Below are 23,330 nucleotides of genomic sequence, written 5' to 3'. Positions count from 1 at the left end.
CGCAAACGGTTATGGTATCGCCAAATCACCCGCAAAGACGGGCAAAAAACCGTGTCCACAAGGGCACTTGGCCGAAAAACGGTCACTACAGGCAACAGCAGGCAAGGACTTGGTCCATGAGCAGAGCATTCTCCCTTTCTCCCCGTTTCGGCGGCGCAGCAGCGCTCGCAGCCCTCACAATTCTCGCGGGCTGTGACGAAAACGGGCAATTCGTGGCCATGCAGGCCCTGCAATCCAACACCAAGACCGAAGGCGCTCCGGTGCCCGGCGCAGCCACCAAATCGGTGGAACGCGACGTGGAAGCGCCCGAGGTGTTCTCCGCGACCGAAGCCGGTCTTTGGGACGGACGCCCATCGCTGGGCGGTGTGTGGGTCGCGCATCCGGATGTGAATGAACCCGAGCGGGTGATCATCCGCAATCCTGCCAACAGCAAATTCGTGGTCGGTGCGCTCTTCCGCCGCGAACGTGACATCCCCGGCCCCCGGCTCCAGATCAGCTCGGACGCGGCCGAAGCGCTTGGCATGCTGGCCGGTGCACCGGCCGAACTGAACGTCACGGCGCTGCGCAAGGAAACCGTGCCGGTCGAACAGCCAACCCCCGACATCGAACAGGTGGACGCCGTGGCCGCGCCCACGGACGTCGCAACCACGACGCTGGATCCCATCGCAGGGGCCGCCGCCGCGATTGATGCCGCCCCCGCCAGCCCCGGCATTCAGCCTGCGGCACAGGAAGACGTGGTGATCCAGACAGCGGCCACAAACCGCCCTGCGGCCTCCACCCTGTCCAAACCGTTTATCCAGATCGGTATCTTTTCTATCGAAGCCAACGCCACCCGCACCTCGAACCGGATGCGCGACGCCGGGATCGTTCCGGTCACGAAAACCTTCGAACGGGATGGCAAGACCTTCTGGCGCGTGGTTGTCGGCCCGGCAAGTTCCAGCGCAGAGCGCGGACAGCTCTTGAAAAAGGTCAAGGAAGAAGGCTTTACCGATGCCTATGCCGTGTCCAACTGACCAATAGGAGTTTCACGTGATCCGCATTCTTGCTGCCGCCTCCCTGCTGATCGCCACATCCCTGCCCGCCGCCGCCTTTGAGACACGGGCGACGGCGGCTTATGTCATCGACCAGACCACGGGCACTGTCCTGCTGAACAAGAATGCGGACAACCCGCTGCCGCCTGCGTCGATGTCCAAGCTCATGACACTTTACATGGCGTTCGAGGCGCTGGAACGCGGTCAGCTGAGCATGACCGACACCCTGCCCGTCTCGGCCCACGCCGAAAGCTTTGGCGGATCGACACTGTTCCTGCAGCAAGGCGAGCGTGTCACCGTCGAGGACCTGATCCGCGGCATCATCGTCCTGTCGGGCAATGACGCCTGCGTCGTGATCGCCGAAGCGCTGAGCCCCGACGGGACCGAAGGTGGCTTTGCCCGCCTGATGACGCGCCGGGCGCAGGAAATGGGCATGACCAACTCGACCTTTGCAAATTCCAGTGGCTGGCCCAACCCGGGACACCGCATGTCGATGCGCGATCTGGGCCTGCTGGCGTCGCGGCTGATCTCCGATTTTCCCGAATACTACCCGATGTTCGCCGAAAAGGAGTTCCTGTTCGACGCCAAGGAAAGCGCCAACCGCTTCAACCGCAACCCCCTGCTGGGCCTTGGCATCGGCGCAGACGGCCTGAAGACCGGCCATACGCAGGAGGCCGGCTTTGGCCTGACCGGATCGGCCAAACAGGGCGACCGCCGCATCGTGTTTGTGGTGTCCGGCCTTGATACGGCCGCCGCACGTGCACAGGAATCCGAGGCGATCGTGAACTGGGCCTTCCGCCAGTTTGCCCAGCGCACCATTGCCAAGGGCGGCGACCGCATCGCCACCGCATCCGTCTGGGAAGGGGCCGAGCCGCAAGTGGGACTGGTCCCGGCCGAGGACATCTCGGTGCTGCTGCCCGTGCTTACCGGTGACAAGGTCGACGCCGAAGTGGTCTATACCGGCCCGGTCCAGGCCCCCGTTGCCGCAGGCACAGTGCTGGCCGAACTGGTCTTGCAACCCGAAGGCCTGCCCGAACAACGCTTCCCCCTCGTTGCCGAGGCGGACGTGGCACATGGCGGCTTTCTCGCGAAGGTCTCGACCGCAGCCAAGGCGCTGATCACCCAGATGGGCAGCGGGGACGGCGTGTGAGCGCTGGCACGTTTGTCAGTTTTGAGGGGATCGACGGATCCGGTAAATCCACGCAGGCCCGCCTGCTGGCAGATCACCTGCGCGGTGCGGGCCACGACGTCATCCTGACCCGCGAACCCGGCGGCAGTCCCGGTGCCGAAGAAATCCGCTCGCTTGTGCTGCAAGGCGATCCCGACCGCTGGTCCGCGGAAACCGAACTCCTGCTCTTTACCGCCGCGCGCCGGGACCACATGGAACGCCTGATCCTGCCGGCAATCGACGCGGGCAAAATCGTGATCTGCGACCGTTTCGCCGACAGCACGCGCCTCTATCAGGGCCTCAGCCGCGGCAACCTGCGCGCCGCCGTGGACGCGCTGCATACCCTGATGATCGGGCGCGAACCGGATCTGACCGTGCTGATCGACATGGACCCCGACACCGGCCTCGCCCGCGCCAAGGGGCGTCAGGGCACAGAAGAACGGTTCGAGGATTTCGGCACGGAACTGCAACAGAAAATGCGCGCCGGTTTCCTGGGTCTGGCGCAGGAATTCCCGGACCGCTTCCGCACCATCGACGGTGCGCGCGACATCGACACTGTTGCAATGGACGTACGCGCCACAGTCACCGCATATCTCACTTCTTCTGGCTGAAAATACCACGGGGAGGAGGTGCAAAGGCACCTCCGGGGCGGAGCCCGTGAAAAATATAATGGGCGCAGCCCGCAATCGGATCACCTATGGCTGGCACCACGCCCGCAACCTCTGCTAGACCCGGTCCCATGGCCGACGATATCCCCGATCCAACGCACGTTCCGGGTGCTGCGCACCCGCGCGACACGACACGGCTCGTGGGACAGGACACCGCCGAAACCGCCTTTCTCGACGCGTTCACAACGGGCCGCCTGCATCACGCATGGCTGCTGACCGGACCGCGCGGCGTGGGCAAGGCGACGCTCGCCTGGCGCATCGCCCGCTTTCTGCTGTGCACCCCTGATCCGGACCCCGACGACATGTTCGGCGCACCTCTGCCCACGTCGCTCGACGTCGCGGAGGATCACCCGATTGCCCGGCGTATCGCCGCGGGCGCAGAGCCGGGGCTGAAGTCGGTGCACCGCAGCATCAACGACAAGACCAAACGCCTGCGCGACCAGATCACGGTGGACGACATCCGCGCCCTGGGCAGCTTCTTTCAGCTCTCCGCCACCGATGGCGGTCGGCGTGTCGTGATCATCGACGCTGCGGACGAAATGAACGTGAACGCCGCCAATGCGCTCCTCAAGATGCTCGAAGAGCCGCCCGCCCGCACCACGCTCCTTTTGGTGTGTCACCAACCCAGCCGCCTCCTGCCCACCATCCGCTCGCGCTGCCGCACCCTGCGCCTGCGCACGCTGACCCCGGATGAAATGGCCGAAGCCATGGTGCAAGGCGGCGTTGACATGGCCGCACACTCCGCAGCCCTCGCGGAACTCAGCGGCGGGTCCGTCGGTGCCGCCATGCGCCTCGCCCTGCAGGATGGGCTGAAACTCTATGCCGAAATCATTGCCCTGCTCGGCTCCATGCCACGCCTCGACCGCGCCCGCGCGCTGGCCATGGCCGAGGCTGCCGCCGCGCGCGGCGCTGAACAGAAACTCGACCTGTTCTATGCGCTCCTGGACATCGCACTGACCCGCCTCGCCCGGACCGGTGCCATGGGTGCGCCCCCGGCCGTCGAGGCTGCCCCAAACGAAGCAGCGGTACTCTCCCGCCTCGCCCCACACGCAAGCCAGGCCCAGGCCTGGGCCGACACGGCCCAATCCGCGTTTGACCGCGCACGCCACGGGCGGGCGGTCAATCTTGACCCCGCCGCCCTCGTCCTAGATACGCTGTTCAAGCTCTCTGCCACGGCCCCCGCGCAATGACACCACGCCTCACCGACAGCCACTGCCACCTCGACTTCCCTGATTTCGAAGGTCAGTTGCCGGACATCATCGCAAACGCCGCCCAAGCGGGCGTCGCCCGTATGGTTACCATCTGCACCAAGCTGCGGCTGGAGCCACAGGTGCGCGCCATCGCCGAAGCGCACGCGCCGGTGTTCTACGCCGCAGGCACGCACCCGATGAGCGTGGCGGACGAACCGATGGCGACGGTGGACCAACTCATTGCCCTCGCCCGGCACCCGAAATTCGTCGGTATCGGCGAAACCGGCCTCGACTATCACTACACGTCTGAAAGCGCCGCGGCACAGCAGCAGTCGCTGCGTCTCCACATCGCCGCCGCCCGAGACACCGGCCTGCCCCTGATCATCCACGCCCGCGCCGCAGATGACGACATGGCCCGCATCCTGACCGAGGAATACCGCAACGGCGCCTTCGCCTGCGTCATGCATTGCTTCTCCTCCAGCGCCGCGCTCGCCCACGCCGCCCTTGATCTGGGCTTTTACCTCAGCATGTCAGGCATCGCCGCCTTCCCCAAAAGCACGGAACTGCGCGACATCTTCGCCGCCGCCCCCGTCGACCGCATCCTTGTCGAAACCGACGCGCCTTACCTCGCGCCCCCACCACACCGGGGCAAACGCAACGAACCGGCCTATGTCGCCCACACGGCCCGCTTCGGAGCCGAGGTCTTCGGCCTCGACATCGACGCGTTCGCGGCACAGACCGAAGCCAATTTCGACCGCCTCTTCGCCAAGGCCGCGTCATACAAGGCCGCCGCATGACGGACATGCGCTTCACCATCCTCGGTTGCGGCTCATCGGGTGGCGTGCCCCGGTTGGGCGGGCACTGGGGCGCGTGCGACCCCGCAAACCCGAAAAACCGCCGACAACGCTGCTCGATGCTGGTGGAACGCGACGGGCCGGACGGCACCACAACAGTGCTGATCGACACCTCACCCGATCTGCGAAATCAATTGCTGACGGCCGGTGTCGGGCGGCTCGACGGGGTTGTCTATACCCATGCCCATGCCGACCACGTGCACGGCATCGACGATCTGCGCATGATCGTGTTCAACATGCGTGAACGGCTCCAGGTCTGGGCGGACGGCGACACGCAAGACGACCTGATCAGCCGCTTTGCCTACGCATTTGTCCAACCCAAAGGCTCGCCCTACCCGCCCATCCTCGATCTCAACACGATCAACGGGGACACCACGATCGACGGCCCCGGCGGCCCCATCACCCTGACCCCGTTCGAGGTCAATCACGGCAGCATCGACGCCTTGGGGTTCCGTATCAGCACGCTCGCCTACCTGCCGGACGTAGCCCACATTCCCGGCGCGGCCTGGGCACAGCTGGAACATCTCGACATCTGGATCGTTGACGCGCTGCGGCGCGACCCGCACCCGACCCACAGCCACCTGTCCCAGACCCTCGACTGGATTGACCGCGCCGCGCCAAAGCGCGCGATCCTGACCAACATGCATATCGATCTCGACTATGACACCGTCCGGGCCGAAACCCCCGACCATGTCGAACCTGCCTTTGACGGCATGACGTTGACCCTCCCGGTGACCTGATCCCGCTTCATCTCGCCAGATAAACTCCCGCCGGAGGCTCCCGCCCTCTGGCCCTGCGCAAAGGCCCGATCATGCAGGCGCTCCTCGACGTCATCCTGCCCGTCTTTCTGGTGATCGGCTTTGGCTATGTCGCGGTGTGGCGCGGGTTCTTCAGCCCGCAAGGCATCGATGCGCTGATGAAGTTCAGCCAGAACTTCGCGATCCCCTGCCTGTTGTTCTCGGCCATCGCGAACATGAATCTGTCGTCGAGCCTCGACAGCCGCCTGCTCATCAGCTTCTACGCCGGGGCCGCCAGCGGTTTTGCCCTGGGCACGGCGGGGGCCTACTACATCTTCAAACGCGATATCGAAGACGCCATTGCCATCGGCTTTTGCTGTCTCTTCTCGAATTCCGTCCTGCTGGGTCTGGCCATCAACGAACGGGCCTATGGCACCGACGCGCTGGCTGGTGCCTTTGCCATCATCGCGTTCCATTCGCCGTTCTGCTACGGTCTCGGGATTACCGCGATGGAGATTGCGCGCAATCGCGGCGGCTCACCGCTGAAAATGGCGCGGGGCGTCGTGCAGGCGATGTTCCGCAATGTGCTTGTCCTTGCCATCATCGCAGGCTTTGTCGTCAATATCGCCAATATTGCGGTGCCGGGTGTGTTGCAAGATGGGCTGGATCTGGTCATCCGCGCCGCCCTGCCGACCGCACTTTTTGCGCTTGGCGGCGTGCTGATCCAGTACCGCCCCGAAGGCGACGCGCGGGTCATCGCGATGGTGTGCGTGATCTCGCTGCTGGTGCACCCAGCCATCACCTTTGGGCTGGGCACTGCCCTCGCGGTCCCGACCGAAACCTTCCGCGCCGGCGTGCTGACCGCGGCCATGGCGCCGGGGGTGAACGGGTACATCTTTGCCAACATGTACGGGCGCGCGCGCCGCGTGGCGGCAACCTCCGTGCTCGTGGCAACCGCGCTTACGATCCTGACGGCGTGGATGTGGCTGATGGCTCTGGGATAGCATCCGCGCGCCGCCGCGCGCGCGCCAGTTCCGCGTTCAGCGCACCCCCGAGCAGCACCAGATACGCGCTGATGAACAACCACATCAGCATCGCGATCACTGCCCCGAGCGAACCGTAAACCTCATTGTAGGTCCCGAAATTCTGCAGATAGACGGAAAACCCGGTGGATGCCGCCAGCCATCCCACAACAGCAAACAGTGCCCCCGGTGAGATAAGCCGCGGACGCGCGCCCTGCAGGTTTGGCCCCAACCGGTACACAACCGCAAAGCCGCAGACCAGCACGGCAATGCCCACACACCACCGCACGACGTCGATACCAAGGTTCGCCCACGGCCCAAGCGGCAGAAACGCGAGGACCACCGGCACCACGACGATGCACGCCATCGCCACAAGCATCACGCCAATCAGGCTGAAGGTCAGCATGAATGCCCGCAGGTAATGCGATAGCCCGGACCGGTTCGGCGCCTCGTAAATCGCGTTCAGCCCCGACATCAACGCGGCGACGCCCGCGCGCGCCGACCAAAGCGCAAAGCCAAATGACAGGATGGACGCCCAGCCAAGCGTCAGGCCATCCGTCGTCGACAGCTTGATGAGCTGCGCCGAGAGCAGCGTGTAGACGTCGCCGGGAATCAGCGCCTGAAACTCTTCCATCTGTTGCAGCGCAAGGCCCGGATCACCCACAATCCCCCAGAGCGCAATCGTCGCGGCAATTCCGGGAAACACGGCAAGGATGGCATAGAACGCGACCCCGGCTGCAATCAGCCCCAACCGCTTTTCCTCGTTCAGCTGCATGACATGCTTCACCGCACGCCACCAAAGCGCAGGGTCTTTGGGCGGGCGGGACGTCGATTGCATGTCAGTCATGTCATATACCTAAGGAACCGAAGATCATCGCACAATGGTTGCCCGCATGATCGCAGAGCATGGCGCTTGGACCTATTCGATATTCAACGCCGAATGGCCCGTGCCGGTTCCCGATGTCATGTACGACAACGGACGCAGGTTATGTGGCTGGCTTGCGAGGACGACGGAACACGCCGCTGCCCACGGTAAAATATCACTAAAATCAGCGGCGTGAGGTGGAAAGTGAGCGCAATACATCAACGGTACTGCGTCGCGTGCAAACAGCGCCGTCATGTCAGACAGGAGAATGGTGCGGCCGGCGAGACTCGAACTCGCACGAGTGTTACCTCACAGCGACCTCAACGCTGCGCGTCTACCAATTCCGCCACGGCCGCAGACCTTGACTTGGTGCAGTGGTCTTTAGCGGCGTAATCGCGCAATGCCAAGCCTGAAAACCAAAGAAAAACCGGGGCCCTTGCAGACCCCGGTTCCAACAGGTGCCATTGATGTGGATCAGTCGCTGATCACAAGGCCAAAGCTGGGCAGGGCCGAGGCCGGTTGCACTTGCGGCTGCGTTGCCACGGCGCTCGAATTCGTGCCGAGGTTCAGCGACGCCTTGCGCAGCAGCTCGACCCGCTCCGGCTGACCCGGTGCAAAGACAGCCGGTGCACCCGCGTCCACGGCCCGCAGACCTTCGGCATACCAGACACGTGCCACATCAACCCGTTGCGAGGTGCCGAAGCCCTGCGCCAGGTGGTGCCCCATCAACTCGCCATAGACATGGTCGCCCATCGCAAACAGCATCAGCGCTGAGCCGAGCGCCACGTCAAGATTGTCGGTGCGGTACCCGACACCCATGCAGATCTGCGCGGTGCCCTTGAGCTGCGCAGGCGACATGCCCGTGGTCAGGATAAAGCCCGCCACGTCGCTCACCACCGCAGGCTGCGGTTTGAGGGCCAGGGCCGCCACATGTTGCTGCATTGCGGGGCCGAACTGTTCGCACTGCGCCGCGATCTGGTCGGGGGTGAAACCCTGCACCTTGGCGATCATGTCCTCGGACTTGGCAATGGCATAGGTCCGGGCGAGGCAGAATTGTTCGTTCAGCGCCACATTCGGATCGGTCATCGTGGCCGCCGTGGTAAACCCGCCATTGGTGTTGGTCAGCAGCGACACGGTGTTGCAATGCGAGGCCAGCGATTGCGACCCGCCCTGCCCGAGGAAATTCGGCAGCGCCGCGGCAGCGGTTGTACCCGTCGGTGCGGCGGGCGTGGCGGTGGTTGGCGCGGCGGCGACAACCGTGGTGGTCGTTGTCGTGCCCACAACCGGTGCAACAGGCTGCGGTGCGACCACGATGGTGGCCCCTGCGGGTGCCGTTGCCGTGCCGGCCATCTCCTGACGGTACACTTTGAGCAGGCCGCGCGTGCCATCGGGAGTTTGCGCGATCTGCTGCGTGACGGCATAGCCACCGGCCTGTGCGCGATTGTATGAGCTGATCAGCAGGTTTTGTTCGAACGGCGTCAGCTGGCCCGTCGCGGGATAGCCGAGATAGGACTGGTAATTCGAAATCGCCGCGCGCGACTGGCGGCCCAGCTGTCCGTCGACACCCCCGGCATTGAACCCGAAATAGTTGAGCGATGCCTGGATCTCGCGGCCTTCCTGTGTCGACGGAATGCGCGGTTTGTACGTTTTCTTGGTATAGGTGCGGGTCGCCGCCTTTTTGCGCTGGTGCTGCTTGGTGGCGGCGTGCCCCACGATGCCCCCGATGATTGCGCCGGCAACAAAGTCACCTGCGTCGGCGGAGACCTTGGTGGCGGGGATCACGGCCAGGGACAGAGCAATGGCGGATGCGGTAATCGTTTTTGAAATCATGAAATTCCCTCCGGGTTATACGTCAACCATACAAGCAACACGGGATTCGCGAAGTCACAATATCCATACCTTTCGCGGTTTACGGCTCATGCACGGGCCGCTGCCTTGGGTCTGAGCACAGGCGCGAACGCCCACACCACGACCAGCGCGATGATAACATAGCCCAGCTCCGGCACCTCCGGGATCAGGCTGCGCTGCATCGTGCGACCGGGCAGAAAGTTGAACGCACCGGCAAGTGCGACGCCGCGCACATACATGTTCTGCATCACCTGCTTATGGGTTGCCACATCACGCCGCCAGATGGCCCGCAGGCCCACCACAATCCCGGTCAGCGCATAGACCGACAGCAGGTGAATGGGGCCAAGTCCCAGGGGTGAAAAGTGGCTGGAGATCGCAAAGGACCCGATCGCCGCCCCACCCATCGCCAGAATCCAGACATATCCAACCGTCTTGTGCAGCCGGTCCCGGCGCTTGCGCCAAAGTGCTATGGGTCCCAACACAAGCGCCAGGAGCGCGAGCACCACGTGGATCTGGATGGCGGGTGACGCGGACAGAAGGGGATCAAGGGTCATCATTTTGGTCTCCGATTGCTGATGCACTGCCCGGCTTGCCTGTGCCGGGCGTCTCTGGCACCACATGGAGGCGTGCGGGGGCGGCCTCGCAACGGCAACTGCGCAAATGGTCGGTGGAATACGTGAAAGACAGTGCCCTGCAACTCGCGATGCGTGACTTGCGCCGTGATTTCGAACGTCCGGCGCTGTGGATTGCGCTGCTGGGGATCGCGGTTGTGCTTGCGGTGGCGGGGGCCTTTGGGACAGCCAACGTGCTGCGCGCGGTGCCGCGCGTTCTCTACTGGATCGTCGTCACGGTCCTGACCTACGGGGCGGGCGCGCTGACAGTGAACGTCATGCGCCGCCTTTTGTCAGAGCGCACGAGGACGGTGCGCATGGGGCTGACCGGTCTCGTTGCGGGCGGCGTCGTGAGTTGCGTCGTGGCCGGGGTGAACAGCGCGCTTTTCGGTCTGGGCTGGGTCTCGGGCACGGCGGCGCTGATTTTTGTCGCCAACACGGTCGGCGTCGCCTTTGTCGTGACCATCGTGTTCGAATACGTCATGGCCGATCAGGCCACCGCCGCAGAACCGCCAACGCCGCCTGCCCTTCTGTCCCGGCTGCCGGTCGACAAGCGCGGCGCTCTGATCTCGCTCTCGGCGGTGGATCACTATGTCGAAGTGACCACCACGCAGGGTCAGGAGCTGGTGCTGATGCGTCTTGCCGATGCGATGGGTGAGACAGGGGACACGCCGGGGCTGCAAATCCACCGCTCGCACTGGGTGGCGCGGGATCACGTTGTGTCCGTGACCCGTGGGTCCGGAAAAGCGACCGTGCATCTCAGCGACGGGCGGGACCTGCCGGTCAGCCGCGCCAACCTGCCCGCACTCAAGGCACACGGGCTTGTGCCCGGAGGCCCGCAATGACCGGTGCCGCGCCCGAGTGGATCACGACGCCGGGTCTGACCGACTACCGCGCGGCAGAGGCGTGGATGGAGGCGCGCGCCACGGCCATCGCTGCAGGAACCGCGCGCGAATGCATCTGGCTGGTGGAACACCCGCCGCTCTATACCGCTGGCACTTCAGCCAAGCCCGAGGACCTGACGCAACCCGACCGCTTTCCCGTGTTCGAAACACGGCGCGGCGGGCAGTATACCTATCACGGGCCGGGGCAACGCGTGGCCTACACCCTTCTGGATGTGGGCAAGCGCGGCCACGATGTGCGCGCCTTCGTCAAGCAGTTGGAGACGTGGGTGATCGACACGCTGGAGACGTTCAATGTGCGCGGCGAAATCCGTGAGGGGCGTGTGGGCGTGTGGGTACAGCGCCCCGAAAAGCCCCCGCAACCGGATGGCGGTCCGGCGGAGGACAAGATTGCTGCCATTGGCATCCGCCTGCGCAAATGGGTCAGCTATCACGGGCTGAGTATCAACGTCGAACCTGACCTCAGCCATTTTGACGGCATCGTGCCCTGCGGCATTGCCGAGCACGGTGTCACAAGCCTCGTGGACCTCGGCCTGCCGGTGACGATGGACGACGTGGACGTCGCACTGCGCGCCAGCTTTGACACGGTGTTCGGCAGCTAACCCAACATGCCCGCCAAGGCCCGTGCCTCGTACCCTTTCATCACCGGACGCGCGCTGCGGCTGGCGCATTGCAGCAGCTCCGGGAACAGGCGCGCGATTTCCGCGGCCACGGCCCCCTCTTCGCTGTCGCCAAACTCCACCGCCTCAACGGCTTCGCGGGTGAGGTGGAAACTCTCCGTCGCGGCTCCTTCGGCAAAAATGATCTCGTGCCGGTCCAGCAGGATGTGGAAATAGGTGACCTGCGGCATCGGCACCCGGTAGACCAAATCGCCGCGTTCGAGATTGTGCGCACTGACCAGCACCTCGTCCGCGCCAAAGAGCATCTGCGCCCGCCAATCGTCGATCAGCATCCGGTGCGCCGGTGACACCAGCAAATCGCGATCATTGCCCAGCGTGCCTGCGGCGATGCAGACAGGGGCCAGATCACCCGACCCGTCCACACTGCGCTGCAACAAGGCGCGCACGGGGCGGCTGCCGCCATCATAGGTGACGAGGCGCATGCCCGGCGTGAGATCCTGCACTGGCACCGCACCCTCCGTCGTTCGGATCAACGTATCGGCGGTGAAACAGGCGACGTTCGTGTTGTCAAAGGTCAGGTCATTCGCGTTGATCCCGGTCAGGGTCAGCGTACCGCCAAGGGCCGTGTTGTCCGACGCATCACCTGCCGACTGGTTCAACACGCCATCATCGGCAAAGTCGGCCTGCAGCTCGTGAATGTGGGTGTAGTAAGCGCTCAGGTCGATGAAATCATTGTTGCTTTGATCATCGTCGGTGATCGCGCCAGAATTGCCCGCGTTGAAATCCGTGATCGTGTCGTTGCCGTCGCCGGGATTGAACACGAACGTGTCATTGCCCGCGCCGCCGGTCAGGGTGTCGTCACCGGCACCCCCGGTCAGGGTGTCATTGGACGCGTCGATGCTTTCGACAATGAAATTGTCGATGGCAAAACTTTCGTTGGCAGTCCCGGAATTGAGCGTGCTGCCAAACCCGATGTCGAGCGTGTCCGGCGGATTGTCGATGGTGATCGTGACGCCCATGATCGTGTCGACCGAGGACGACAGCGAGTCGCCCGCCGCCGTCGACGAATAGCCAAGCTCGCCCGTTTGGCTGTTCACAAAGTCGATCGTGTATGTCGCGCCATCCGTGCCGACAAATGTCTGGCTGGCGGGCGATGTCGTGTCACCCGACAGATGCGAGAACGTGACCTGCTCGCCGTTGATCGTGATGATGAAGTCTTCGCCGTCCCAGCTGTCCAGCAGGAGCGCGTCGAAATTCACTTCGATCTGGTCTGCGTCGCCCCCGAGGTCGATGCTGGTGGATGTCGCCACCGTACCATCAGCGGCCCCAAAGCGCCCCAGCGACGTGCCAAGGTCGGGATCGGATTCGGTGGTGCCGTTGGTCCAGCCATCGGCGTTCGTTTCAAAGTCGTTCTCATAGATGACCGTGCGGTCGGACCCGTCATCCCCGACCAGAACATCATCCCCGTCCCCGCCAAAAAGCGCATCCGCGCCTTGCTCACCGTTCAGGGTGTCGTTGTCATCGCCGCCAAAGAGCGAGTCGTTGCCCGTCCCGCCATCCATGCTGTCGTTGCCGGCGTCCCCGACCAGCGTGTCATTGCCGGACCCGCCGTCAAGCGTGTCGTCGCCGCCGTCGCCATCGACCATGTCGTTGCCGCTGCCGCCCGACACGCTGTCATTGTCTGCGCCGCCAAACAGGCTGTCGTTGCCGCCATTGCCGCTGATCGTGTCGTTGCCCGCGCCACCGTCGATGACGTCATCGCCTTCGACACCGGCGGGCGTGCCGGTCACGGAGTATTCCGGCCCCGGCGGCAGACCGATCATATCCGTGGTCAACAGGTTTTCGGCGGAATTGCCCGTGTCCGGACCGCTGATCGTCGCGGCCAGCGTATCGCCGCCGCGGTTTTCCCAATACCGGATCTGGATCGTGTATGTCTCGTTCGGGTCCAGAATGACATCGCCAAAACGGGTTGTCGTGCCTTGGTGAAAGTCATTGTTGAGATAGTCGAGCGTGCCACCGGTCTGGTTCGCAAACTGAACAGGATTGCCATTGGAATCAAAGATTTGAATGGTTGACCCGTCATCAGACGAGGTTGTCAGGCGGTACGTCCCGCCCGCCGTCACGTTCAAGGTGCTGGTGTAGATGACGCCAAAGTCTTCGGGGTTGTCAGTTGTGCCCCGGACCGAATTGGTCAGCCCGCCTTCGTTGAAATCCGTGACATAGCCGGAGCCGGTGCGCGTGCCGCTTTCGATATCGAAGGCCTGGCCGTTGGCCGACGAAAAGTCCCGGTCAAAGGTTTCGAAATGCCACGCGCCCTCGACCGGTCCGTCACCGGTCAGAACGTCATTGCCGCTGCCACCGTTCAACGTGTCGGACCCAAAGGCCCCGGTCAGTGTGTCTGCACCTGTGGTGCCGGAAATTACCTGATCGCCTTCGGTGCCAGGATTTGTATTGTCGTTCGTTGCCATATCGTGCACGTGCTCCGTCGCGCTTGATGCGCGTAGAAGGCGACACTTGACCGGGCAATCGGGCGCATCCGTGGGCGAAGAACGCCATTATGCGTTCAATGTTGTGACCATTTCGCGGTTTTGCCGCGCAGCCAGAAACAATGGCACCGCTTGATGCGCATTGTTTCGCAGCCTGCCGCCGGCCGCTTGTCCCTGCGGAAGGTGCAATATGCTTCACGCGCGACAATTCATCTCGCCCAATCGGGGCACGTAGCCATTGAAGCGGTGCAGCCAAAACTTTAGAACCACTCGAGAATCCACGCGTGGACGGGAACCCCGTGCGTGGGCAAACCAACAGCCAGGAGGCACCGCATGGCAGACGCAGCCATTCACGGGCACGAGCACGAAGACGAACGGGGCTTTTTCACCCGTTGGTTCATGTCCACCAACCACAAAGACATCGGTATCCTGTACCTGATCGTCTCGGCCCTTGTCGGCTTTGTATCGGTGGCCTTCACCGTTTACATGCGCCTCGAACTGATGGATCCGGGCGTCCAGTACATGTGTATGGAAGGCGCACGCCTCACGGCGGCTGCCGCGGGCGAATGTACCCCCAACGGCCACCTTTGGAACGTGCTGATCACCGGCCACGGCATCCTGATGATGTTCTTCGTCGTGATCCCCGCCCTGTTTGGCGGTTTCGGCAACTATTTCATGCCGTTGCAGATCGGTGCGCCCGACATGGCGTTCCCGCGGATGAACAACCTGTCCTTCTGGCTCTACGTCGCTGGCACCACGCTCGCGATCTGCTCGGTCCTGGCACCCGGTGGCAATGGTCAGCTTGGCTCGGGCGTGGGCTGGGTGCTCTACCCGCCGCTCTCGACCAACGAGCAGGGCATGTCGATGGATCTCGCGATCTTTGCGGTCCACGTCTCGGGCGCGTCCTCGATCCTGGGTGCGATCAACATGATCACCACCTTCCTGAACATGCGTGCCCCCGGCATGACACTCTTCAAGGTGCCGCTGTTCTCGTGGTCGATCTTTGTCACATCGTGGCTGATCCTGCTGTCCCTGCCGGTTCTGGCGGGCGCGATCACCATGCTGCTGATGGACCGCAACTTCGGCTTCACCTTCTTTGACCCCGCAGGCGGCGGCGACCCGGTGCTGTACCAGCACATCCTGTGGTTCTTCGGCCATCCAGAGGTTTACATTATCATCCTGCCCGGCTTCGGCATCATTTCCCACGTGATCGCCACCTTCTCGCGCAAACCGGTCTTCGGCTACCTGCCGATGGTCTGGGCGATCATCGCGATTGGTGCACTGGGCTTTGTCGTGTGGGCGCACCACATGTACACGGTCGGCATGTCGCTGAACCAACAGGCCTACTTCATGCTGGCCACAATGGTCATCGCGGTGCCCACAGGGGTGAAAATCTTCAGCTGGATTGCCACGATGTGGGGCGGTTCGGTTGAGCTGAAAACACCCATGCTCTGGGCGTTCGGCTTCCTGTTCCTGTTCACCGTGGGTGGCGTGACGGGCATCGTGCTCAGCCAGGCCGCCGTGGACCGCTACTACCACGACACGTACTATGTTGTGGCGCACTTCCACTATGTGATGTCGCTCGGGGCCGTGTTCTGCATCTTTGCGGGGATCTACTTCTACTTCCCCAAAATGACGGGCCGCATGATCCCCGAATGGATGGGCAAGGTGCACTTCTGGGCGATGTTCATCGGCGCGAACCTGACCTTCTTCCCCCAGCACTTCCTGGGCCGTCAGGGCATGCCGCGCCGTTACATCGACTACCCCGAAGCGTTCGCGCTCTGGAACTGGTGGTCGTCCATCGGCGCCTTCCTCAGCTTTGCCTCGTTCCTGTTCTTCTTCGGTGTGGTGTTCTACGCACTGTTCCGCGGCGCACGCGTGACCGAGAACAACCCCTGGAACGAATATGCGGACACGCTGGAATGGACCCTGCCCAGCCCACCGCCAGAGCACACGTTCGAAATCCTGCCCAAGCAGGAAGACTGGGACAAACAGCCCTCGCACTAAGCGCGGTCTGATGTGAACAAAAGAAAGGGCTCCGGTGGCGACCGGGGCCCTTTTTGCATGGGCCGGGCGCACAACAAGGACATGCAACCCAACCCGTCTCAAGTTGCGGTATAGCAAGCCCCCCTGCCCACCCGGACGTATCAAAGTCTGCAAAACACCGGCCCCTCGCAAAACCCATCGCGCAGACCCATAAACACCCCAAGCGCCCCCAAAGCGCAGGATCCCCCTTCATCTCGCCAAATAAACTCCGGGGTTTGGGGCAGCGCCCCAAGCGGTCTGCAAAACAGCACGTGTTATGCAATATCAAACGAGGCTTTCCGGCCAATCTCAGCCGCTGATCGTGCGCGAACACGCAAACCACTGCCGACCCGCGCGCCCAATCCATGCACGCACTTCCCCCGCCACAGCAGAACGCCATATGCCCCCGGATACCGCTGCCCCGCCGCGCGCCGCATCATGCGGTCCGGCGAAAAGACAAAAGGAGCATGTCATGCTGTCCAAGACCCTGATCTCCGCCGCCATTGCGGCCTCGCTCGCCACCCTGCCAGCCACCCGCGCCGCCGCCGATGGCAAGGACTTCATTGCCGGCGCCATCATCGGTGGGATCGGTGGCGCCATCATCCAGAACGAAGTGCGCAAGAACAAGGAACGCAACGCTGCCCGCCAGCGTGCCGTGACACCGCGTACGCACGTGGCCAAACCGCGCGCGTCCTACCGCGCCCCCGCCAAGAAGACGTACCGCCCGAAAATCCCAGCCACGCAGGAGGGGCGTGAGATTCAATCCTCGCTCAATTTCTTCGGCTTTGACGCAGGTACAATCGACGGGCGCGTCGGATCGAAAACCCGCAGCGCCATCGCGGATTACCAAAGGTACATGGGCTATGACGGCACCGGCACCCTGACCGCGTTTCAGCAACATTTGCTGACCACATCCTATCTGCGGGCCGAGGCGGGCGGCAACCGAACCTATCAGGATATCGCATCCCATCCCGATGGAACACGCGGATTGCTCAAGCTGTACCGCGAAGACCTCGCGGCAGGCACGCCAAGCCCGCGTGCCCCCGCACCGGCGCCCTCCAATGCCTATGTCGATCTCTGATCACAGCAGGTCCAAAGACTGCACAATACCCCCCGCGACACCCTGTCCTTCGACATCGCACGCGGGGGGCATATACTTCGTTTATGCCGTATCGCTGGACATCAGAACCGGACGCCACAGTGCAGGAAATGCAGCTCTGGCCGCACAACTCCCTGCCGCAGGCGGGCATGGCCGCGGTTGTGCTCTTTACCTTCACGATGATCCTGATCCCGACCCTGCCGCTGTTGGGCAGCATCGTGCTCTGGGGCCTGCTGCCGTTTGTGCTCGGGGCGGTCTGGGCGCTTTACTATGCGTTGCGGCGCAACCGCCGCGCCCGCCAGATCATCGAGGTCCTCACGCTGGGGCCCGAAGACACAGTCCTCACGCGCACGGATGCCAATGGCAAGGTGCAGGAATGGGATTGCAACCGCTACTGGACGCAAGTGACCAAATACGAAAGCGAGGGCCCGGTGCCCCATTACGTCACGCTCAAGGGCAAGGGGCGCGAAGTCGAGATTGGCGCATTCCTCAGTGAGGAAGAGCGGCTGGCACTATATGACGATCTCAGCCGCGCCTTGCACAGCTGAGCACCGGATCAACCGCACAAGCGGTCCTTGACCATCGGCCCCACCGCGCCGAAATCCATCTGGCCGGTATACTTTGCCTTTAGCACACCCATCACCTTACCCATGTCGCGGATGCTGTCCGCCCCCACTTCCGAGATGGCGGCATCCACAGCTTTGGCCGCGGCGGCGTCGTCAAGTTTCTGCGGCAGGAACTCTTCGATCACGATGACTTCGGCGCTTTCCCGCTCCGCAAGGTCAAGCCGCCCGCCTTCTTCGTAGGTGCGCACGCTTTCGCGCCGCTGTTTCACCATCTTGCCAAGGATCTGCAACACCTCCGCGTCGGCCACCCCGTCATCCTGACCGGCGGCGCGTGCATCAATGTCCTTGTCCTTGATTGCGGCGTTGATCAGCCGCAGCGTCGACAGGCGGTGGGCATCCTTGTCCTTCATCGCCTGTTTCAGCGCCGCTGAGATGCGGCCTCGCAAATCTGTCATGTTCCATCCCCATGGCATCATGTCGAATTTGTGAAGATAGGGCACAATGGCGCATGTGACAAGGCCGATGCGCAAAGCTAACCCATTGATTTAAATGCAAAGAACATTTCAAGCCGCGCCTTGACCCCCCCTGTCCCACACATTAGGTTCCGCGCAATTTGCCTGTCTGCACCCTTTGATGGAAGTTGCCCGAGCCAGCCATGACCCAAAGCACATCGACACACCCGACCGCCTGCCTCGCCCTTGCCGATGGCACCTTGTTTTACGGCGCAGGCTTTGGCGCCGTGGGACAGACCACCGCGGAGCTCTGCTTTAACACCGCGATGACCGGCTATCAGGAGATTATGACCGATCCATCCTATGCCGGGCAGGTCGTGACATTCACATTCCCGCATGTGGGCAATGTGGGCGTGAACCCCGAAGACGATGAAACCGGCGACCCGGTCGCGGCAGGCATGGTGGTCAAATGGATGCCGACGGAGCCCTCGAACTGGCGCGCGGCAGAACCGCTGTCGGACTGGCTGGCCGCGCGCGGACGGATTGCGATTGGCGGCGTCGACACGCGCCGTTTGACCCGTGCGATCCGGCAGGCGGGTGCGCCGCATGTTGCGCTGGCGCATGCGCCAGACGGCGTGTTTGACACCGACGCGCTTGTGGCTGCTGCGCGCGCCTTTGCGGGTCTCGAGGGGATGGATCTGGCCAAGGATGTGACCTGTGCCCAATCCTACCGCTGGAACGAAATGCGGTGGGCCTGGCCGGACGGGTATCGCCCACAGGAAAACCCGGAATTCCGTGTTGTTGCCGTGGATTACGGTGCCAAGCGTAACATCCTGCGTTGCCTTGCCTCTGCGGGTTGCGATGTGACGGTGCTGCCCGCGACGGCAACGGCCGAAGAGGTCATGGCGCACAATCCGGATGGTGTGTTCCTGTCCAACGGTCCGGGCGATCCGGCGGCCACCGGAACCTATGCGGTGCCGATGATCCGCGACGTGCTTGCGCGGGATCTGCCGGTGTTTGGCATTTGCCTGGGTCACCAGATGCTGGCGCTGGCGCTCGGGGCGAAGACGATCAAGATGAACCACGGCCACCACGGCGCGAACCACCCGGTCAAAGATCTGGAGACCGGCAAGGTCGAGATCACCTCGATGAACCATGGCTTTGCCGTCGATGCGCAAAGCCTGCCGGACGGCGTGATCGAAACGCACACGTCGCTCTTTGACGGGTCGAACTGCGGTATCCGTATGGCGGACAAACCGGTCTACTCCGTGCAGTACCATCCGGAGGCCAGCCCCGGCCCGCAAGACAGCTATTACCTGTTTGAACGATTTGCGGACGCGATGCGGGCCCGCGCGGCCTGACGCGCATACGCGTCATGATTGCGCGCGACCCGGTCAGACCAGACTTGCGTTAACGCCACATTAACCAACAGTGCGCCACTGTTGCGGGGATCAATGATGCGGTCCCGACGATGAGCGATCCCCTTCTGCGCCTCTCTGCGCCTGAGCCCGTTGCGCGGGCGGGTCAACCGGCCCGCCCCGTCGGGCGTCAGTTGGTGGACGCTGGTGCCATTGATCAAACCGCCTTGCTCAAGGCACTGAATTTACAGCACTATATTGACGCGCCATTGGGCGAGATCCTGATTGCCTCCGGCGATGTGAGCCGGGCCGACGTCCTGTCGGCGTTGTCTCTTCAATACGATGCGGATCAGGTGGATCTGGCGATTGACCCACCAATTCCGGCCATGGCGGCGGCCTTGCCTTCGCGCCTCTGCCAACGGTTTGGCGTCGTGCCGTGGCGGTGGTTCGGGCAGACGTTGCTCGTCGCGACGGACCGTCCTGACCGCTTGCATGCGCTACGGGACGCCATGGGGGCCGACGCCCCGCGGATGCTGCCTGTGATTGCTGATCCCGAGCAGGTGGTTGCCCAGATCTCCGCATTGCACGGTCGCGAGCTGGCACACCGCGCGCTGACCCGCCTGCCTGAACATCACAGCTCGCGCACCTGGTCGCTGGCCAATACGATGGGCATTGCGTCGACCATTCTGGTGCTGGGTCTGCTGGCCATTGGACTGTTTCTGGCCACGGATGTGCTTGTTACCGTTTTTGTGCTTGTCGGCATCGCCGCGCTGCTTCTGACCACGCTTTTGAAAGCGAGCGCTCTGGCGGCACAGCTTTTTGGCGGCGTTCCGGCGCAATCCGCGCCCCTGTCGCCCGTTCCCCTGTCCCGCTTGCCGCGAATCACGATGCTGGTCCCCCTGTTTCGAGAGGAGAACATCGCCGATGCCCTCCTGACGCGGCTCAAACGACTGACCTATCCCAAAGCGCTGCTCGAAGTTGTTCTGGTGCTTGAGGCAAAGGACAACGTGACCCGTGCCACCATCGCGCGGACCGCGCTGCCCGAATGGGTGCGGGTGATCGAAGTGCCCGATGACGGCACGATCACCACCAAGCCGCGCGCCCTGAACTACGCGCTCGATTTCTGTAACGGGCAAATCGTCGGTATCTGGGACGCAGAGGATGCGCCGGAACCGGATCAACTGGAAAAGGCGGTCGCCAAATTCGCAGAAGCGGACCCCGACACTGTATGCCTGCAGGGCATTCTTGATTACTACAACAGCCGCCAGAACTGGCTCGCCCGGTGTTTTACGATCGAATATGCGGCGTGGTGGCGGTTGGTCCTGCCGGGAGTGGCCCGGTTGGGCCTGGTGCTGCCCCTGGGCGGCACAACACTGTTTTTTCGCCGCGACGCGCTTGAGGAACTGGGCGCATGGGACGCGCACAACGTGACCGAAGACGCGGATCTGGGCCTGCGGCTAGCGCGCGCCGGCTACAAGACAGAGCTGATTTCGACCGTCACCATGGAAGAGGCAAATTGCCATCCCTGGGCCTGGATCAAACAGCGGTCGCGCTGGATCAAGGGGTTTCTGATCACCTATTGCGTCCATATGCGCAATCCGGTGGCACTCCTGTCCGATCTTGGTTTCCTGCGGTTCATGGGCGTGCAGGCGATGTTTATGGGCACGGTGATCCAGTTCGCGACGCTGCCGCTGATCTGGAGTTTCTGGCTGCCCGCGTTCGGACTGCCACACCCGGTTCTGACGATGCTGGGACCGTGGGTGATGTGGCCGCTGGCCTGCCTGTTCATCTTTTCCGAAGCGGTCAGCCTCGCCATTTCGGGCCTCGCGGTATCAGGACGACAGCACCGCCACCTGCTGCCCTGGATCCTGACATTGCCGCTCTATTTTCCGCTGGCCGCACTGGCCAGTTACAAGGCGCTTTATGAACTCGTGGCTGACCCGTTTTACTGGGACAAGACGCAGCACGGGCGCATGCCCGGGCTTATACCTCGTCGCTGAAATGCTTCATCACAAGGCGGATCGGGTTCGGTGCCGCCTGCCCCAGACCGCAGATCGACGCATCACTCATCGCGGTGCAGACCTCTTCGAGCAGACCCTGATCCCACGCATCCGCCTGCATCAGCTTGACCGCCTTTTCGCAGCCCACCCGACACGGCGTGCATTGCCCACAGCTTTCATCCTCGAAAAACCGCAACATATTCAGCGCGGCATCCCGTGCGCGATCCTGATCGCTCAGCACCACAACAGCCGCCGACCCGATAAAGGTACCGTGCGGTTGCAACGTGTCGAAATCCAGCGGCACATCGTGCATCGACGCTGGCAACAGCCCCGAGGACGGCCCGCCCGGTTGATAGGCCTTGAACACGTGCCCTTCGGCCATGCCGCCCGCCGCCGCGATGATGTCCGTGATGGTCGATCCCGCAGGCAGCAGGTACACCCCCGGCTGCGCCACCCGGCCCGACACGGAATAGCTGCGCAATCCTGTGCGCCCGTTCTTTTCGGTGGTGTTCAGAACCTCCGGGCCTTCCCGGCAAATCCGCGCAATCCAGTGCAGCGTCTCCACATTGTGCACCAGCGTCGGCTGACCAAAGATCCCGACCTGCGCCACATAGGGCGGACGGTGACGCGGCATGCCGCGCTTGCCTTCGATGCTTTCGATCATCGCGCTTTCTTCGCCGCAGATATAGGCACCGGCGCCGCGCCGCAGCTCGACATAGCCCTCGGCCACCAGTCCTGCGTCTTCCAACGCCTTGATCTCGCGGCGCAAAATCTCAAGCACGGCCGGGTATTCGTCGCGCATGTAGATATAGGCGCGATCCGCCTCGACGGCCCAGGCCGCAATCAACATACCTTCGAGGAAGAGATGCGGCACACGCTCCAGATAGTAGCGATCCTTGAACGTTCCGGGCTCACCCTCATCCCCGTTCACCGCCAGATAGCGTGGCCCGGTATTGGCGCGGACAAAGCCCCACTTGGTCCCGGACGGAAAGCCCGCGCCGCCAAGTCCGCGCAGCCCGCTTGCCTTGATCTGCGCCTGTACCGCTTCCCAATCCCCACCCGACCGCAAGGCGCGCAGCGCGTCATAGCCACCTGCGGCTTGATAGGTCGCAAGAGTCTCATAATCCGGCATATGCGCATGTGTATCATCCGCGGCAATCGCCGCGCGCACCTTCTCGGGGGTCGCGAAATCAATATGGTTGTGTCCCAGCTCCAGCGTCGGCGCCGTGTCGCACCGCCCCATGCACGGCGCGCGCAACACACGCACCTCTGCCGGGTCCAACCCCTCCTCAAGCGCGGCTTTCAACGCCTGCGCACCGGCGAGCTCACAGCTCAGCGAATCGCACACCCGAATGGTCAGCGCGGGCGGCGGTGTCTCGCCTTCCTTCACCACGTCGAAATGCGCATAGAAGGTCGCCACCTCGTAGACTTCGGCCATGCTCATCCGCAGCTCTTCGGCCAAGGCGCGCAGGTGCGCGGCGCTGAGGTGGCCATAGGCATCCTGAATGAGGTGCAGGAATTCGATTAGCAGATCCGACCGCCGCGGCGCGTCGCCCAAAAGGCTGCGTACCTCGTCCCACGCCTGATCCTCAAGCGCCCGGCCCTTGGGGCGCACCCGCCCCTTGCCCCGCCCGGATTTCCAGACGCCCTTGCCTTTGGTTTCCTGATCCAGCGCCATGCGCGTCACTCCTGCCTCGTGTTGCGCCGACAGTATCAGCGGCGCATGGGCCGGATCAGCCCAAAAGCGACGCCTTGCGGATCAAACCGCGCGCCGATGGTCACCACGCCGCCGCCCATCGGTCACGTTTTGGCCGCGATGCGCTGCTAT

Annotated in this window: 20 protein-coding genes and 1 tRNA gene; 14 read left to right on the top strand and 7 right to left on the bottom strand. The window is 63.3% G+C overall.

The window, feature by feature from the left end:
- Positions 1-116 precede the first annotated feature (116 nt).
- From ACERHN_RS16340 to ACERHN_RS16310, 7 genes are all read left to right on the top strand, one after another.
- Positions 117-1,013 (top strand): SPOR domain-containing protein, encoded by an 897-nt coding sequence (locus tag ACERHN_RS16340; RefSeq protein WP_415920082.1) that lies wholly within the window; start codon positions 117-119, stop codon positions 1,011-1,013.
- A gap of 16 nt (positions 1,014-1,029) precedes the next feature.
- Entirely contained in the window at positions 1,030-2,181 is a 1,152-nt protein-coding gene (locus ACERHN_RS16335) for a D-alanyl-D-alanine carboxypeptidase family protein (RefSeq protein ID WP_415920081.1), read from the top strand.
- On the top strand, positions 2,178-2,810 hold the full coding sequence (tmk, locus tag ACERHN_RS16330; RefSeq protein ID WP_415920080.1) for a dTMP kinase: 633 nt from the start codon (positions 2,178-2,180) through the stop codon (positions 2,808-2,810). Before ACERHN_RS16335 ends, tmk begins: the two co-directional genes overlap by 4 nt.
- 128 nt (positions 2,811-2,938) lie before the next feature.
- Positions 2,939-4,057, top strand: a complete 1,119-nt coding sequence (locus tag ACERHN_RS16325) for a DNA polymerase III subunit delta' (protein ID WP_415920079.1) — start codon at positions 2,939-2,941, stop codon at positions 4,055-4,057.
- The gene (locus ACERHN_RS16320; protein ID WP_415920078.1) at positions 4,054-4,854 is read left to right on the top strand and encodes a TatD family hydrolase; all 801 of its coding nucleotides are present in this window, start codon (positions 4,054-4,056) and stop codon (positions 4,852-4,854) included. The genes ACERHN_RS16325 and ACERHN_RS16320 overlap by 4 nt, the downstream gene beginning before the upstream one ends.
- A complete protein-coding gene (locus tag ACERHN_RS16315) occupies positions 4,851-5,651 on the top strand; it encodes an MBL fold metallo-hydrolase (protein WP_415920077.1) in 801 nt (266 codons plus the stop codon). Before ACERHN_RS16320 ends, ACERHN_RS16315 begins: the two co-directional genes overlap by 4 nt.
- Positions 5,652-5,722: 71 nt before the next feature.
- Entirely contained in the window at positions 5,723-6,652 is a 930-nt protein-coding gene (locus ACERHN_RS16310) for an AEC family transporter (RefSeq protein ID WP_415920076.1), read from the top strand.
- Here ACERHN_RS16310 and ACERHN_RS16305 read toward each other — a convergent pair.
- The 4 genes from ACERHN_RS16305 to ACERHN_RS16290 all read right to left on the bottom strand — a co-directional run bounded on the left by ACERHN_RS16305 (position 6,609) and on the right by ACERHN_RS16290 (position 9,940).
- Positions 6,609-7,517 carry a YihY/virulence factor BrkB family protein gene (locus tag ACERHN_RS16305; RefSeq protein ID WP_415920075.1) on the bottom strand — a complete coding sequence of 303 codons (909 nt, stop codon included), beginning with the start codon at positions 7,515-7,517 and terminating at the stop codon, positions 6,609-6,611. The genes ACERHN_RS16310 and ACERHN_RS16305 overlap by 44 nt on opposite strands.
- Positions 7,518-7,804: 287 nt before the next feature.
- Positions 7,805-7,891: transfer RNA gene (locus ACERHN_RS16300), tRNA-Leu, on the bottom strand.
- A gap of 118 nt (positions 7,892-8,009) precedes the next feature.
- Positions 8,010-9,365 (bottom strand): peptidoglycan-binding domain-containing protein, encoded by a 1,356-nt coding sequence (locus tag ACERHN_RS16295; protein WP_415920074.1) that lies wholly within the window; start codon positions 9,363-9,365, stop codon positions 8,010-8,012.
- An 86-nt stretch (positions 9,366-9,451) separates the two neighbouring features.
- Positions 9,452-9,940 carry a DUF2306 domain-containing protein gene (locus ACERHN_RS16290; RefSeq protein WP_415920073.1) on the bottom strand — a complete coding sequence of 163 codons (489 nt, stop codon included), beginning with the start codon at positions 9,938-9,940 and terminating at the stop codon, positions 9,452-9,454.
- Positions 9,941-10,059: 119 nt separating this feature from the next.
- On the opposite strand from ACERHN_RS16290, the gene ACERHN_RS16285 reads away from it, so the two are divergent.
- Together ACERHN_RS16285 and lipB are read left to right on the top strand one after the other, a co-directional pair.
- Positions 10,060-10,839: a LytTR family DNA-binding domain-containing protein gene (locus tag ACERHN_RS16285; protein WP_415920072.1), complete on the top strand. Its 780-nt coding sequence runs from the start codon at positions 10,060-10,062 to the stop codon at positions 10,837-10,839.
- A complete protein-coding gene (gene lipB / locus ACERHN_RS16280; RefSeq protein WP_415920071.1) occupies positions 10,836-11,498 on the top strand; it encodes a lipoyl(octanoyl) transferase LipB in 663 nt (220 codons plus the stop codon). The genes ACERHN_RS16285 and lipB overlap by 4 nt, the downstream gene beginning before the upstream one ends.
- Here lipB and ACERHN_RS16275 read toward each other — a convergent pair.
- Positions 11,495-13,984: a Hint domain-containing protein gene (locus ACERHN_RS16275; protein WP_415920070.1), complete on the bottom strand. Its 2,490-nt coding sequence runs from the start codon at positions 13,982-13,984 to the stop codon at positions 11,495-11,497. The genes lipB and ACERHN_RS16275 overlap by 4 nt on opposite strands.
- 351 nt (positions 13,985-14,335) lie before the next feature.
- Between ACERHN_RS16275 and ctaD the strand changes: the two genes are divergently transcribed.
- The 3 genes from ctaD to ACERHN_RS16260 all read left to right on the top strand — a co-directional run bounded on the left by ctaD (position 14,336) and on the right by ACERHN_RS16260 (position 17,674).
- On the top strand, positions 14,336-16,009 hold the full coding sequence (gene ctaD, locus ACERHN_RS16270) for a cytochrome c oxidase subunit I (protein ID WP_415920069.1): 1,674 nt from the start codon (positions 14,336-14,338) through the stop codon (positions 16,007-16,009).
- Positions 16,010-16,499: 490 nt separating this feature from the next.
- Positions 16,500-17,108 (top strand): peptidoglycan-binding domain-containing protein, encoded by a 609-nt coding sequence (locus tag ACERHN_RS16265; protein ID WP_415920068.1) that lies wholly within the window; start codon positions 16,500-16,502, stop codon positions 17,106-17,108.
- Positions 17,109-17,191: 83 nt separating this feature from the next.
- Complete coding sequence (locus ACERHN_RS16260; protein ID WP_415920067.1) at positions 17,192-17,674, top strand: DUF2244 domain-containing protein; 483 nt, start codon at positions 17,192-17,194, stop codon at positions 17,672-17,674.
- An 8-nt stretch (positions 17,675-17,682) separates the two neighbouring features.
- Here the strand turns inward: ACERHN_RS16260 and ACERHN_RS16255 are convergent, their stop codons facing one another.
- Positions 17,683-18,147 (bottom strand): GatB/YqeY domain-containing protein, encoded by a 465-nt coding sequence (locus ACERHN_RS16255; RefSeq protein ID WP_415920066.1) that lies wholly within the window; start codon positions 18,145-18,147, stop codon positions 17,683-17,685.
- 200 nt (positions 18,148-18,347) lie between these two features.
- Here ACERHN_RS16255 and carA point away from each other — a divergent pair, with 200 nt between their 5' ends.
- Positions 18,348-19,505, top strand: coding sequence for a glutamine-hydrolyzing carbamoyl-phosphate synthase small subunit (gene carA / locus ACERHN_RS16250; RefSeq protein ID WP_415920065.1), 1,158 nt, complete (start codon positions 18,348-18,350; stop codon positions 19,503-19,505).
- Positions 19,506-19,615: 110 nt separating this feature from the next.
- Complete coding sequence (locus ACERHN_RS16245; protein WP_415920064.1) at positions 19,616-21,502, top strand: glycosyltransferase family 2 protein; 1,887 nt, start codon at positions 19,616-19,618, stop codon at positions 21,500-21,502.
- On the opposite strand, the gene ACERHN_RS16240 is transcribed toward ACERHN_RS16245, so the two are convergent.
- On the bottom strand, positions 21,486-23,180 hold the full coding sequence (locus ACERHN_RS16240) for an NAD(P)H-dependent oxidoreductase subunit E (RefSeq protein ID WP_415920063.1): 1,695 nt from the start codon (positions 23,178-23,180) through the stop codon (positions 21,486-21,488). The genes ACERHN_RS16245 and ACERHN_RS16240 overlap by 17 nt on opposite strands.
- Positions 23,181-23,330 lie beyond the last annotated feature (150 nt).

This window comes from Tateyamaria rhodophyticola, assembly GCF_047777875.1.
In the GTDB taxonomy this organism is placed as follows: Bacteria; Pseudomonadota; Alphaproteobacteria; order Rhodobacterales; family Rhodobacteraceae; genus Tateyamaria.
This window is presented reverse-complemented; position numbering and strand designations above follow the sequence as displayed.